Here is a 12,470-nt window from a genome sequence, read left to right as displayed (position 1 = left end):
GCATTGGGGCGCGCGAGCGGGCGGGCTTTGGGGCGCGCGGCCGGCCGGCGGCCTGGCGGGCCGGCGGAGGCGCGCCGGGAGGGGCGTAGTCCCTCGCCGCTTACGGGCGAGCGGGCTCAGTCAAGATGCGTCGGAGGATCTTCAGGGTCGGCGCAGGGGTAGGCGCTGACCACGATGCTCACGCCGTGCTGTGCTACCGCGCGCAGCACGCCCGGATCGAGCCGGATGGATCTGGCGCTCATGGCCTCGATGAACAGCGCGAAGTCGATCACGGCCGTCGCCCCGGATTGCACCAAGGCAGCAATCCGTGGCGCGAGCGAGAGAAACACACTCATCGCCTCTTCGATCGCGATCAACGCATCTTCGTTCTCCGACAACAGAAGGTTGAATCCGGATGTGGTGCTGATTCTGCCGCCAATTCGCCTTTCGCCCACGCGCCAAACTGCCTCGATCGCCGTCTCTGGAATCCACGTCAGGCACTGCTCCACATCGAGATGTTCACCTTGAACTCTGAGCACAGCCGTAGTCATACTGGCGCCTGAGCTTCGGGCACGCATCCGCAGGAGGCAGGATTGAGCAGGCAGATCGGCGCGGGCGGGAACGGGATCAGCCAGTCGAAGAGGTCGCCGCGGCCGCAAAAACTGTCGCCGCCGTCACGGTCACGCTTGCCGCGGGACCTCTTCCTGTCCGGACCAGGCTCGCCGAGCTCTTTCCAGTGCTTGTAGAGGTCATCCGCCTCCTCCTTGCTGAGATCCTGGAAACCACGGCCCTTACTATCCCTGTGGTCCCATTTCCAGAACTTATTGCCCGGCGCGAGAGGGGCGCTGAGCTTCATCTGGGCCTCCGGCGTGGCGGGCGGCCCGGCGTCCGGCCGATCCGGCGGATTTCCTCCGCGGTGAGCCGTCTTGCGATGCTGCCGTGACTTCAAGGGGTCCGGTCGGCTCACGAGGCGGCATGAGGCGTTCGGTCATTTCCAGCGGAGCCCTACGATCATGGTGATGCGCGCCCGAGCCCTTGCCCCCCCTCGACGACTCGGCGTGGTCGCCTATGCGAGCGACGAGGCGCTCGTGGAGGGTCTCCGCGCGAGGCATCCTGCCGCGCTCTCCGCCTTCCACGAGCGCTTCTCCGGGCACGTGCTCCGCGTCCTCGGCCGGCTGCTCGGCGGCAGGCGCGACCTCTCCGACGCTCATCACGACGCCTTCGTCCGCGCGCTGTCCTCCCTCGACACCCTGCGCGATCCGGCCGCGCTGAAGGCGTGGATCACGTCGGTCGCCGTGTTCACGGCGCGGACCTGCATCCAGCGGCGCGCACGCCGGAAATGGCTCCTCTTCTTCGCCCCCGACGAGCTCCCACCCCTCGTGGAGCGCCCGTACGAAGGCGAAGCGCACGAGGCGCTGCGCGCGACCTATCGAGCGCTGGAGCGGCTCCCGGCCGACGAGCGCATCGCGTTCGCATTGCGGCGCATCGAGGGGATGGACCTCCAGGAGGTCGCCGACGCGTGCGGCGTCTCGCTCGCGACCATCAAGCGAAGGCTGGCCCGCGCGGAGGCCAACTTCCTCGACGCGGCGCGGGACCAACCCGCCCTCGAAGAGTGGCTGAAATGAGGCTCGTCATGGGCGATCGTCCCTCGCTCGATCGACTTCGTGAGCTCAGCCGCGCCCAGGATGAGGAGCTCGCGGCGCAGGACATCGAGGGTGCGCGCGAGCGATTCCTGGAGAGCGCGGCCCGCGGATCCACCCAGCCCGGGGCTGCCCGCCTCGGATCGTCGCGTCCTCGGTGGATCGCGCCCGCAGCCTTCGCAGCGCTGGCAGCAGCTTGTGCGGTGCTGCTCCTCGTCCTGCTCCCATCGTCGAGGCCGCTCTCGTTCGCTGTCGGATCGGGGCAAGGGCAGGTCGGGACGTGGATCGCCGCCACCGCGGAGGCTCCTCTGCCGGTCCGCTTTTCGGACGGCACGTCGCTCGCGCTCGACGCGAACGCCCGGGCGCGCGTGGTGGCCGCCGACGCTCGTGGGGCGCGGGTGCTGCTGGAAGGCGGCCGGCTCACGGCGACGGTGACCCACACCGCGACGAGCGCCTGGAATTTCAACGTCGGCCCGTTCGACGTGCTGGTGACCGGCACGCGCTTCGAGCTGAGCTGGTCCCCGGTGAACGAGGAGCTCAAGCTGGTGCTGCGGGAAGGATCGGTGTCCGTGTCGGGGCCGCTCGTGGGGGGGCGGCGCACCGTCGTTGCGGGAGAGACGCTCGAGGTCTTCTGCAAAGAGCAGCGCTTCGAGCTCACGCGCGGGGAACCGCGCGCCGACGCCCCGCCTCCGCCGTCTTCCCCGCCCATCGCTCCGGCGGCCTCCGGGCCGGCCCCCGCGGCGACCGGCGACAGCGCGAGGGTCGCGAAGGCCGCGGACGCCTCCCCGCGCCGGCCGAGCTGGCGCGACCTCGTGGCCGCCGACAGGTACAACGAGGCCACGACGGCGGCCGAGGCCGAGGGCTTCGACGAGCTCGTTGCCCGCGCGAGCGCGGCGGATCTGCTGATGCTCGCCGACGCCGCGCGCTTCTCCGGGAAGCCGGCGCGCGCCGCGGCAGCGCTCACCGCGACGCGGAGCCGATTCGCGGGCTCGGTCGAGGCGGCGAAGGCCGCCTTCCACCTCGGCCGGATGGCGTTCGACCAGCGGCGATCGTACGCCGAGGCCGAGCGCTGGTTCGGCGTGTACCTCGGAGAGCAACCGGACGGCTCCTTTGCGCCGGAAGCGCTCGGGAGGGTCATCGAATGCCGGGAGTTGATGGGCGCGGCCAGCGGGGCCCGCGAGGCCGCGCGCCGCTACCTGACGCGCTATCCGGCGGGGCCCCACGCCGCGCACGCCGAGAGTCTCCTCGAGGAGGAGTGAGTGCGACCTCGAAGGCCGGCTCGCGCGGCGCACGGCGGAGCCTGGACGCTCGGGCTCTGCCTCCTCATCGCATCCGAGGCGCGCGCGGCACCACCGGAGCCTCCGCGCCCGAAGGTCGTCCTGATCGCCGATCGCCGGACGGACCCCATCATGGCCCGCGTCTACGCCGAGCTCGCCACGCTCGGATTCACGGTGGTGGTCGTGCGGGGCGGCGCCGATCCGCCCTCACAGGGGCCCATCGAGGCGAGCGCGCGCGAGGACGGAGCGGCGGCGGTGATCCGCGCGACCGAGGTGCCGGGTGGCGTCGATCTCTCGATCGCCGAGGGTGTGACGGGCCAGTCGGTCCAGCGCACCGTGATGGCCGACGATCCCGCCACGGTCGCGATTCGCGCGGTGGAGCTCCTGCGGGCGAGCCTCCTGGAGGTGCGCTCGCCGCAGCCGTCGCGGGGCGAGGTCGAAGCCGATCCGGAGGCCCGCGCCGCCGTCGACGCGCAGGAGCCGCCGCCGGCCAAGCCTGCGCCCATCGCCGCCGCGCGCCCGCGAGCCGGCGGCACCTCCCACGCGCCCCCTTCTCCGCCATCCAGGCCAGGCGCGACCCGAAGAGCACCGACGACGTTCGGCGTCGGGGCGGCGCCCGCGGTGCTGTGGAGCGCAGGCGGCCTGCCCGCCTCCCCGATGCTGGACGTGTCGGGGTACGCGATGATCGGGTCTCGACTGGGGCTCTCCACCTTCGTCCAGATCCCGCTCGCCAGCGCGAGCCGCGAGGGCAAAGAGGGCACGCGGCGCGCGCGGGTGGCGCTTGCCGCCCTGGGGGTGCGCGTCCCGGTCCGCCCCACCGACGCCGTGTGGCTGCCTTCGATCGGCGCGGGGCTCGCCGCCGCCTGGCTGCACGTCGAGGGCGAAGGCCGCTCGCCCGAGTACGTCGGCACGTCGAAGGACGCGTTCGCGCTCGCGCCCTACCTGCGCGCGGGGCTCTCGTTCGCGCCGCTTCCGCGCCTGCGAATCAGCGAGCACTTGCTCGCCGGGATTGCGGCGCCGCGCATCGTGATCGACGCCGCAGGTCGTGCCACCGAAACGTGGGGTCGCCCGTTCTTCGGCGCATCTCTCGGGGTGGAGGTCGTGCTGCCATGAGCCGAAGAGGGCAGCTGCCGTGACCTCAGCGCAGGACATCTTGACGCCGGGCGCTCCGGCGCTCGGCGTGGAGGACCCAATGAAGATCATGGTGACGAAGCTCTGGACTCTTGGCTTGTCGATGGCCTTCGCGTCCGCACAGGCGGCGTGCGTCGACAGCCATGTCGATCCGATCGTGGAAGTTCACCTGGCGACCTCCGTCGAGGGGGCTACCGAAGGGCCGTGGGCTGCCTGCGTTGCCCCCGGGGGCGAGGACTTCCTCCCCACCCTTTGCCCGGATCCCGGACCGGGCGGCGCAGAGCGCGCATGCATGGTGTCGAGCGTGACCGAGAGACAAGACGATGGATCGATGTGGTGCGATGTGGCGGCGCTCTGCATCTACGAGTGTGAAGCGGCGGAGGACTGCCCGCAGCCGCAGAGCGGAACCGCCAGGCCCGCGTGCAACTCGATCTGCTCGTTGCCCTGCGACGAGAACGCCACGTGCCCGAATGGAATGACGTGCTGGCACCAATACCACGGGTCCGGCCTCACGGACGAACAGGGCGTCTGCATGTGGAAGTACGAATGTGACTGAAGATCGAGGTCGACGAGCCTGGCGAATCCGTCTCGGTCCGCCCGCGGACCCACGCGCGCCCCGCCCGGCCGCGTCGTCGTGTCGCGCCCTGCAAGGGCAGCCTGGTGCGCTCGTGCAGCGCGCCCGGCTGCCGTTGTGGTCGAGGCCGGGCGTCGGCGCTCCGCGACGGCGCGCCGCGCGATGGGGCGGACGCCGCGCTGCGGCGGGCGGTCGTGCGCGGCTTGGTCCACGGCCGACGTGTCGGCGAGCGCGCGGGGGCCGACTCGCCCCAGGATCTGCCGCAAACCCGCAAGAACGGCTCCCGGGGAGGGGCGAGCTCTGCTAAAAGCTGCCTGTCGCGCCGGGGGCTGATCGCGCTCCGGCGCGCGCAGCGGTTTCACTCAGGACTGCCGGCGAACGTGCCGCGCTGCGGCAGCGCGCATCTTCGGTGGACGGGTCCCTTCACCTTCGAGCATTCACATGACTTTTCATCGCGAGACTGCACGCTTTGCTTCGGGTTGGATCTCCTGTGTTGCCCTCGCCGGGGCGATGTCCGTCGCGGCGGGCTGCGACGGCTCGGGCGGCGGAGGGGACGGCGGCGCAGGCGGCGCAGGCGGCGCAGGCGGCTCCGAGAGCGTGAGCTCGGGCACCCCCGTCGCGGGCAGCGGCAGCGCCGGCAGCGGCGGCGGCGCCAGCAGCGGCGGCGCCAGCAGCGCCAGCGGCAGCGCCAGCAGCGCCAGCGGCGGCGCCAGCAGCGCCAGCGGCAGCGCCAGCAGCGCCAGCAGCGGCTCGGGGGGCGCAGCCAGCACGTCGAGCAGCGGCACCGGGACGCCGACCGGCGCGTGCCCGCCGAGCGCGACGTTCTGCTCCGGGTTCGAGGATGCGGGGCTCCCCGAGGGCGCCACGTATCGCCCCTCGTACGAGGCGGCTCAGGCGGCGAACAACATGGTGATCGACACTGCCACCTTCCGTGCCGGCGCGAGCTCGCTGCACGTGAAGCCGGGCGACAGCGGATACGACTGGAGGATGCTCTCCGTCGAGACGCCCGGGCCGACGTTCTGGGTCCGGCTCTACGTGCGCAGCAGCGTGGATATCGGCCAGTCCGGTCACAACGCCTACTTCCAGGCGATGACCGGCGACGGCGATCCCAACGCGGGCGACAACGTGGAGATCGCCGAGCAGTTCTGCCAGATCCTCTTGAACCTGCACGACGACCTCGTCCTCTCCGAGGGGGCCACCGCGATGTGCGGGAGCGGCACGAAGCTCCCCAAGGACACCTGGCATTGCATGGAGGCCTACTTCGACGGCCCCCAGGGCAACGTGCAAGTCTACGCCAACGGCGACAAGATCATCGACAAGACCGGCTGGAAAAAGCTCGATTTCAAGACGTTCAGCTTCGGCTACCTCGGCTTCCACGGCCCCGCGCGCTCGATGTGGTACGACGACGTGGCGGTCGCGTCGGAGCGGATCGGCTGCGCCCCCTGACCGGTCGAGTACCACGCCCGCCGCAGATGTTTTGCGACTCAATCGAGACATAATCGATCAGGGTGACAGGCGTAATTTCTCGCGCTCGATGCCACGGGAATTGCCAGCGGCACCAAGGTCGCATATGCGTGGCGCATGCTCTCTATCCGAAATGCCCAGATCCGTTTTCTCACCACCACTGGCGCGCTGCTCCTCGCGCTCGCGGCGTGCGGCGACGACGACTCAAACTCAACCTCGGCGAGCACCACCACCACCAGCGGCACGGGCGCGGGCGGCGAGGGAGGCGGCACGGGCGGCGGTGACGGCGGCACGGGCGGCGGTGACTCCGGCAGCGGCGGTGACGGCGGCAGCGGCGGTGACGGCGGCAGCGGCGGCGAGGGCGGCAGCGGCGGTGACGGCGGCGCGCCCGCGGACGCCGCGACGTGGGCGGACGTGGAGCCCATCCTCACGGCGCGCTGCGCGCCCTGCCACACCACAGCTCCGGCGTACAACGGCGCTTTCGAGATCGCCTACGAGTCCTCGCAGCTGGACGCGAGCTTCGCGGCGTGCAAGAGGGAGGGGCTCTCGAAGGGCGCGTGTGCCCTCATGCGCGTCCTCGACGGCTCCATGCCGGCCGTCACGGCGGGCATGACCGCGTGCACCGGCGACCCGGAGCAGGACGCCGCCAACGCCAAGTGCCTGACCGCCGACGAGCAGCAGACGCTCACCTGGTGGGTCGAGGGCGGCGAGCTCCAGTGACCAGCCGAGGCGCGGCCTCGCCCCGCGCGGCGACGGCGCGCCCGCTCGGCGGCTCTCCCCTCCACATCACCAAACCCTGCCGCTGACGCTCCCTGATCTCCGGAGAGCCGGCCAGGCAAGCAGACCTCGCCGCGCCCGGCCTCGCTGCAGCCAGGACACCTGCGCGCTCGATGACGGATCACGCCTTGCAAAGGGGAGGCGCATGCTTTGGATCGGACGCGCCTTGCCGCGCGCAAGACGCAAAGGGCCGCGCGCAAGGCGCAAAGGATGCGTGTCCCCGGCGCGCAGCGCCGCAGAGATTGCGGTTTTCCTGCTGCTCGTGGCCCTGCTCGCCGGTTGCGGCGAGGAAGTCGCGCCGCCGGACCTCCGGCAACCGGCGGGCTGGGACGACGCGCTGCGCCTGCCGGACGCCGAGGACCACGACCCCGCGCCCGACGTTGTCGAGGTGCACCTCGAGGCGAAGGCGGTCGAGCTCGAGGTGATTCCGGGGCTCACGACCGAGGTCTGGACCTACAACGGGATGCTCCCCGGTCCGACCATCCGCGCGAAGAAGGGCGACCGCGTGGTGGTGAAGGTCCAGAACCACCTGCCCGAGGCGACGACCGTCCACTGGCATGGCCTGCGCGTGCCGGCGACGATGGATGGCACGGAGCACGTCCAGAAGCCCATCGAGCCGGGTGAAGGCTTCGAGTACTCCTTCGACGTGCACGACGCGGGCACCTTCTGGTACCACCCGCACATTCGCTCGAGCGCCCAGGTCGGCGCCGGCCTCTACGGCGCGTTCGTTGTCGAGGAGGCCGCGGAGGAGGCGCCGCTCGGCGACGATCTGCTGCTCGTGATGAGCGACATCAGCATCGAGAAAGACGGCTCGCTTGCCCCTGCCGACGAGAGCGGATGGTTCGGCGATTACTTCGGGCGCGAGGGCTCGACCGTGCTGGTCAACGGGAAGATCCTGCCGACGGTCGCGGCGCGGGCGGGTGTGCCGCAGCGCTGGCGCGTCGTGAACGCGGCGCGCGCCCACTACTTCCGCTTCGCCGTGCCCGGCCAGCCGCTCGTGCAGATCGGCGGAGACGGAGGCCTCTTGGAGCGCCCGCTACCGGTGGACGAGGTGACGCTCGCGCCGGGGGAGCGCGCGGAGCTCTACATGCTGCCCGTCGAGGGCGAGTCGGTGGTAATCCCGCTCCTCGACGCGAACCGATTCCACCTGCCGGCCGAGGAGGCGCCCAGGGACCTCATGCGTCTCGAGCTCGTCGACGAGCCTCCGGGGCACGGCGCGCCGCCGCTTCCCGTGCGTCTGGCCGAGATTGCCTCGATCGACACCACGGGCGCGCGAGGACAGGCGGTGGAGTTCATGGAGCAGGGCAGCGCCGACGGATCGGTGCTCGGGATCAACGGCCAGACCGACGGCTCGCTCATGCTGCTTGCGGAGACGAACACGGTCGAGGTCTGGACGCTGACCAACACCACCAACTACGATCACCCATTCCACCTGCACGGGTTCTTCTTTCAAGTGCTCGCCATCGACGGCGCCGAGCCACCCGTGCGCGCATGGCGCGACACCGTCAACCTCGTGCCTGGAGAGACCGTGCGGATCGCCATCCCGTTCGACGACCGCGCCGGCATGTGGATGTTCCACTGTCACATCCTCGACCACGCGGACATGGGGATGATGGCGATGCTCCACTTGATGCCGTGAACGGCCCCTTCGCGGCCGCTCGCGGCGGTCAGCGCCCCTCGTCACCGCATGCCGACAGGTCCTCCGCGCAGCAGCGGAGCATGGCTGACGTGGCGGGGCTCATCGCGGCCGCGCGCGCCTCGGCCCGCCCCGCCACCACCGCGCCTCCACGACGAGCACCCCGTACGCGAGCAGGAGCGGGACCACCGCGAGATACGACAGCAGCGCGAGCACCAGAAGGACGCCGTTGACGCCGTCGTCCGCGGTCTCGCCCCGCTCGCGCAACCCACCCATGATCGAGATCACACCGTCGGCCAGGTTGAAGTACGTGAGGCCCGTCACGATGAGCGCGAGGGGCAGGAGCGTCGCGACGATCACCGCCGGCCAGCGCAACCCCACACCGCGCGAGAGATAGTGGACGAGCAGCGCGACGCGCCAGCTGGCGACCACGGCGAGGAACCCGAGGTTCACCTGGATGGCCGCGCTCATGGAGATGAAGCGCTCGACCGGGATCGCATAGAGCGCCGCCGGGGGCGCCGTCATCGTGATGAAGGTCAGGAGCTTCGTGTACGAGAGCCGCGGCTCGCCCGGGCGCCGGAGCGGCGCCACGACGATCCACAGGAAGGCGCACAGGGCGGCGGCATAGACGATCGAGCCGAGGCCGGTCTTGCGCCAGACGCTGGCCGCCGGGTCGTCCCAGTACCGCCCGACGCCGACGAGCCAGGTGCAGGCCAGGCCGAGCGCGAGGTGCCGCCCGTCGAGGCGCGCGAGCTCCTCGCGCGAGAGCCGGAAGGTGAGCAGCAGCCCCGCGGCGCGGGCGAACGAAGATCGATCAGGGTTGCGCATGTCGTCCTCTGCGGGCGCGCGTGGCGCGCCGAAACCGGCTCCGCCGGCGCGCGGTCTCCGCCGGACTGTAGAGCTCGCCCATCAGCCAGCGGAACCCCTGCTCGAGCTCCTCCACGCTCATCCGCGCAGGCCTGAAGGTCACGTCGAAGAGCGTGCACGCGTCCCAGAACACGGGGCGGAGCAGCCGCCCCTGCGCCTCGAGCGCGCGGTGGAGCGCGGTGCCCGGGAACGGCGTGAGCACCGTGATCTGCACCTCGGCGAGATCGCACTCGCGGGCGAACGCGAGCGTGCGCTCGAAGACGCCGCCGTCGTCCTCGTCGAAGCCGAGCACGAAGCAGCCGTTCACCGGGATCCCACGCTCCTGGATGCGGCCGACCGAGTCGACGTAGCGGGCCCGCTCGGCGGCCTTGAACCCCCGCGGCTCCGCGGCCCGGAGCGCGGCGGGGTCGGTCGACTCGAGGCCAATGAGCAGCTCGGCGCAGTTGGCCTCGGCGAGCAGGTCGAGGAGCTCCGGATCGTCGGCGACCGAGATGTCCGTCTCGGTGAACCACGCGATCGCATGCGTGCGCCGCGCGTTGTACTCGGCGAAGAGCCGCGCGAGCTCCCGCGCCCAGGGCTTCTGCACGAACGTGTTGTCGTCCGCGAGCTCGATGAACGGCCGCGGCCACACCTCGACGATGGCGTCGAGCTCGCGGCGGATGAGCGGGATCGGCTTGCGCTTGTAAGGGCTGATCAGCCGGGAGGCGGCGCAGAAGGTGCAGGCGAGCGGGCACCCGCGCGTGGTCTGGAGCGTGAGCCGATTGTACCGGGCGATATCGAGCAAGTCGTAGCGCGGCGCCCGCGCGTCCTCGAGCCGGAACGCGGGCGACGCGCCGCTCCGGGCGCTGTAGCGCGGGCGCAGCCGGCCCTCGTCGAGGTCGTGGAGCAGCGCCGGCCAGAGCAGCTCCCCCTCGCCCTGGACGACCGAATCGGCGTGCTGCGCCGCCTCGTCCGGGAGCGCGGAGGCGTGCAGGCCGCCGAGGACCACGGTCACGCCCTCGGCGCGCAGCCGGTCGGCGAGCGCGTACGCGTCGAGCACGCGCGCCGCGAGCGACGAGACGGCGATGACATCGTACCGGCCGTCCACGAGCTGAGCGACGTCCGCCTCGGTCACGGCGTCGAGCTCGCGGTACTCCACCTCCCAGCCCTCGGGCGTGTGCGCGGCGAGCGTGAGCAGCCCCAGGCTCGGCAGCGACGCGATGACCTCGCTGCGCTCGACGAAGCCGGGCAGCGTCAGCCCCAGGCGCGCGAGCTCCTCGTCCTTGACCCGCACGCCGCTCATCGCGAGCAAGAGCGCGCGACGCGACCTTCGCCCCGTCCTCCGCATGGAAGGCATGTCTCGATCCCTCCCGGCGGAGACTACGGCACAAGCGCGAGGCGAACCATCACCGGCTGGCAGCGGGCAAGTCGAGCCAGCGCCGTGATGCCGCTTCGACGCAGTTGCCGGCGCTCGGTGAGCAGGCATGGGTCTTCGGAGGCGGCGTTCGTCAAGCGCCTGGAAAAGGACGTCAACCAACGCACGCGGACGATCGCCGAGCGGGCGCGGGCGCTCGCGCCGTTCTGCACCGAGCATTCGTATGTATCGGTCGAGCGCATCATCCAGTTCGGCCCGCGGGCGGCGAGGCGCGCGCTCTGGTCCGACGCTGGGCCCGGGAGCGGCTGGGGCGCTGAGGCTACAGCCCGATCGTGACGACATCGTGCCCGGCGGGCGTAGACCAGCAGGCGATCTCGCCGCTCGCGAGGGCGGCGCAGGCGCCGTCGTAGATGACGCCGACGGTGCCGACGGAGAGGTGAACGGCCTCCGGGATACCGATCTCCTGCGGTGTTGTCCCCCAGCAGACGACCTTGCCGCCCTGCCGGACCGCGCAGGACCATTGGCTTCCGGCGCTCACCTGGATGGCATCGTCGAGCCCGAGCACCTCGACCGGCTCGCTGCGCGGCTCGCGGGTGCCGTCGCCCAGCGCGCCCTGCTCGTTGTAGCCCCAGCAGAGGACCTTGCCCGATGCGAGGCGGGCGCAATCGTGATTCCAGCCGGCCGTGATCTCGACGGCTCCCTCGACGCCCTCGACGCGCACGGGCGTCACCGCCGCCCCACCGGTGGTGAGCACGCCCCAGCACACCACCTCTCCGGTGGCCCGCAGCGCGCATGTGTGCTCGAAGCTGACTGCGACCTGCACCGCGTCGTCGAGGCCGGTGACCGTGACCGGGACCGTCGTGTTCGCGACGCCCTCGACGCCGAGCAGCGGCATGCGCGCCGACCTGCCCCAGCAGATGACCTTGCCCGAGCCGAGGAGGCCGCAGATGTGGTGCTCAGCCGAGGCGAGCTGGACGACACCTTCGACAGCCGGAAGCACTACGGGCACCGCGCTGGACTCCCCAGGGGGACCGGCCAGCCCGAGCTGCCCGAAGTTCGCGCCCTGGCAGGAGACGCGCCCGTCAGCGTGGAGGAAGCACATATGCAAGGACGAGCCAGACGCAGCGACGACATCGTCGAGGCCCTCGACCGGGCCGGCGGCGGCCAGGCGTTCGTTCAGCAGGGCTCCGCCCCACCAGCAGAAGACCTTTCCGGAGGCGGAGACGGCGCACTTCGGGGGGCCCTCCGCGATGCGCACGGCGCAGTCTGCGGCGGAGCACGAGGGCGCCGGCCCCGGGCCGGTAGATGCACCGGTCGAGCCGGTCGAGCCGGTCGAGCCGGTCGAGGAAGCATCCTCACCGCCGGCAGCTCCGCCGCCGGTTCCCGTGACGTCAGCTCCGCCGCCGGTCCCCGTGACGGCAGGTCCGCCGCCGGTCCCCGTGGCGGCAGGTCCGCCGCCGGTTCCGCCCGAGGTGCCGTGCGGGGCGATCTCGACGAACCCGCAGGCGGCGAGGGCGGCGGGAAGAGCAAAGACATAGAGGAAAGATGCGACGATGGATCGGGGCATAGGATTCTCCGTCCGGCGGGCGTTTTCGCCGAACGGAGGAAGCATGAGAGCGGGCGGCGGGGGTGCTCCTTAATCAGTCCTTAAAGCAATGCCGGTCAGCCAGGAATGCCGCTGGGGAGGGGAGAAGGAAAAAGAAAACGATTCGAGGAGGTCATGATCGAAGCGCCGCTCGTCTCAGCTGACAGAAGCAAGTGTTTCTCTCGT

At 71.3% G+C, this 12,470-nt stretch carries 13 protein-coding genes and 1 pseudogene; 7 read left to right on the top strand and 7 right to left on the bottom strand.

All coding sequences use genetic code 11. The annotated features are described in order from the left end of the window. Positions 1–116: 116 nt before the first annotated feature. Both WMF36_RS13400 and WMF36_RS13395 read right to left on the bottom strand, forming a co-directional pair. Positions 117–518: a hypothetical protein gene (locus WMF36_RS13400; RefSeq protein ID WP_437579979.1), complete on the bottom strand. Its 402-nt coding sequence runs from the start codon at positions 516–518 to the stop codon at positions 117–119. Positions 519–526: 8 nt separating this feature from the next. Next, a complete protein-coding gene (locus WMF36_RS13395) occupies positions 527–835 on the bottom strand; it encodes a hypothetical protein (RefSeq protein ID WP_437579978.1) in 309 nt (102 codons plus the stop codon). A gap of 163 nt (positions 836–998) precedes the next feature. Here WMF36_RS13395 and WMF36_RS13390 point away from each other — a divergent pair, with 163 nt between their 5' ends. Genes WMF36_RS13390 through WMF36_RS13375 form a run of 4 tightly spaced genes read left to right on the top strand, consistent with a single transcriptional unit; the run spans position 999 to position 4,583 of the window. Further along, positions 999–1,604 (top strand): RNA polymerase sigma factor, encoded by a 606-nt coding sequence (locus WMF36_RS13390; protein ID WP_437579977.1) that lies wholly within the window; start codon positions 999–1,001, stop codon positions 1,602–1,604. 8 nt (positions 1,605–1,612) lie between these two features. Continuing rightward, positions 1,613–2,878, top strand: coding sequence for a tetratricopeptide repeat protein (locus tag WMF36_RS13385; protein WP_437579976.1), 1,266 nt, complete (start codon positions 1,613–1,615; stop codon positions 2,876–2,878). Further along, positions 2,879–4,009, top strand: coding sequence for a hypothetical protein (locus WMF36_RS13380; protein ID WP_437579975.1), 1,131 nt, complete (start codon positions 2,879–2,881; stop codon positions 4,007–4,009). It abuts the gene before it with no gap. Positions 4,010–4,028: 19 nt separating this feature from the next. Beyond that, the gene (locus tag WMF36_RS13375; protein ID WP_437579974.1) at positions 4,029–4,583 is read left to right on the top strand and encodes a hypothetical protein; all 555 of its coding nucleotides are present in this window, start codon (positions 4,029–4,031) and stop codon (positions 4,581–4,583) included. A gap of 467 nt (positions 4,584–5,050) precedes the next feature. On the opposite strand, the gene WMF36_RS13370 is transcribed toward WMF36_RS13375, so the two are convergent. After that, positions 5,051–5,467 carry a hypothetical protein gene (locus tag WMF36_RS13370; protein ID WP_437582069.1) on the bottom strand — a complete coding sequence of 139 codons (417 nt, stop codon included), beginning with the start codon at positions 5,465–5,467 and terminating at the stop codon, positions 5,051–5,053. A 37-nt stretch (positions 5,468–5,504) separates the two neighbouring features. On the opposite strand from WMF36_RS13370, the pseudogene WMF36_RS13365 reads away from it, so the two are divergent. The 3 genes and pseudogenes from WMF36_RS13365 to WMF36_RS13355 all read left to right on the top strand — a co-directional run. Continuing rightward, positions 5,505–6,047 (top strand): annotated as a pseudogene (locus WMF36_RS13365) (hypothetical protein); the annotation flags it as partial. Between the two features lie 135 nt (positions 6,048–6,182). Then, the gene (locus tag WMF36_RS13360; RefSeq protein WP_437579973.1) at positions 6,183–6,785 is read left to right on the top strand and encodes a hypothetical protein; all 603 of its coding nucleotides are present in this window, start codon (positions 6,183–6,185) and stop codon (positions 6,783–6,785) included. Between the two features lie 271 nt (positions 6,786–7,056). Continuing rightward, positions 7,057–8,481 carry a multicopper oxidase family protein gene (locus WMF36_RS13355; RefSeq protein WP_437579972.1) on the top strand — a complete coding sequence of 475 codons (1,425 nt, stop codon included), beginning with the start codon at positions 7,057–7,059 and terminating at the stop codon, positions 8,479–8,481. Positions 8,482–8,580: 99 nt separating this feature from the next. Here the strand turns inward: WMF36_RS13355 and WMF36_RS13350 are convergent, their stop codons facing one another. The 4 genes from WMF36_RS13350 to WMF36_RS13335 form a co-directional block, all read right to left on the bottom strand. Beyond that, complete coding sequence (locus tag WMF36_RS13350) at positions 8,581–9,306, bottom strand: hypothetical protein (protein ID WP_437579971.1); 726 nt, start codon at positions 9,304–9,306, stop codon at positions 8,581–8,583. Then, positions 9,293–10,681 carry a B12-binding domain-containing radical SAM protein gene (locus WMF36_RS13345; protein WP_437579970.1) on the bottom strand — a complete coding sequence of 463 codons (1,389 nt, stop codon included), beginning with the start codon at positions 10,679–10,681 and terminating at the stop codon, positions 9,293–9,295. Before WMF36_RS13345 ends, WMF36_RS13350 begins: the two co-directional genes overlap by 14 nt. A gap of 23 nt (positions 10,682–10,704) precedes the next feature. Next, the gene (locus tag WMF36_RS13340) at positions 10,705–10,944 is read right to left on the bottom strand and encodes a hypothetical protein (RefSeq protein WP_437579969.1); all 240 of its coding nucleotides are present in this window, start codon (positions 10,942–10,944) and stop codon (positions 10,705–10,707) included. Between the two features lie 74 nt (positions 10,945–11,018). Continuing rightward, positions 11,019–12,266 carry an RCC1 domain-containing protein gene (locus WMF36_RS13335; RefSeq protein ID WP_437579968.1) on the bottom strand — a complete coding sequence of 416 codons (1,248 nt, stop codon included), beginning with the start codon at positions 12,264–12,266 and terminating at the stop codon, positions 11,019–11,021. Between the last annotated feature and the right edge of the window lie 204 nt (positions 12,267–12,470).

Origin of the sequence: Sorangium sp. So ce887, from assembly GCF_051521455.1 — a bacterium.
Lineage (GTDB): Bacteria > Myxococcota_A > Polyangia > Polyangiales > Polyangiaceae > Sorangium.
Note: the sequence above shows the minus strand (reverse complement) of the source record. Positions and strands in the feature narration are given on the sequence as shown.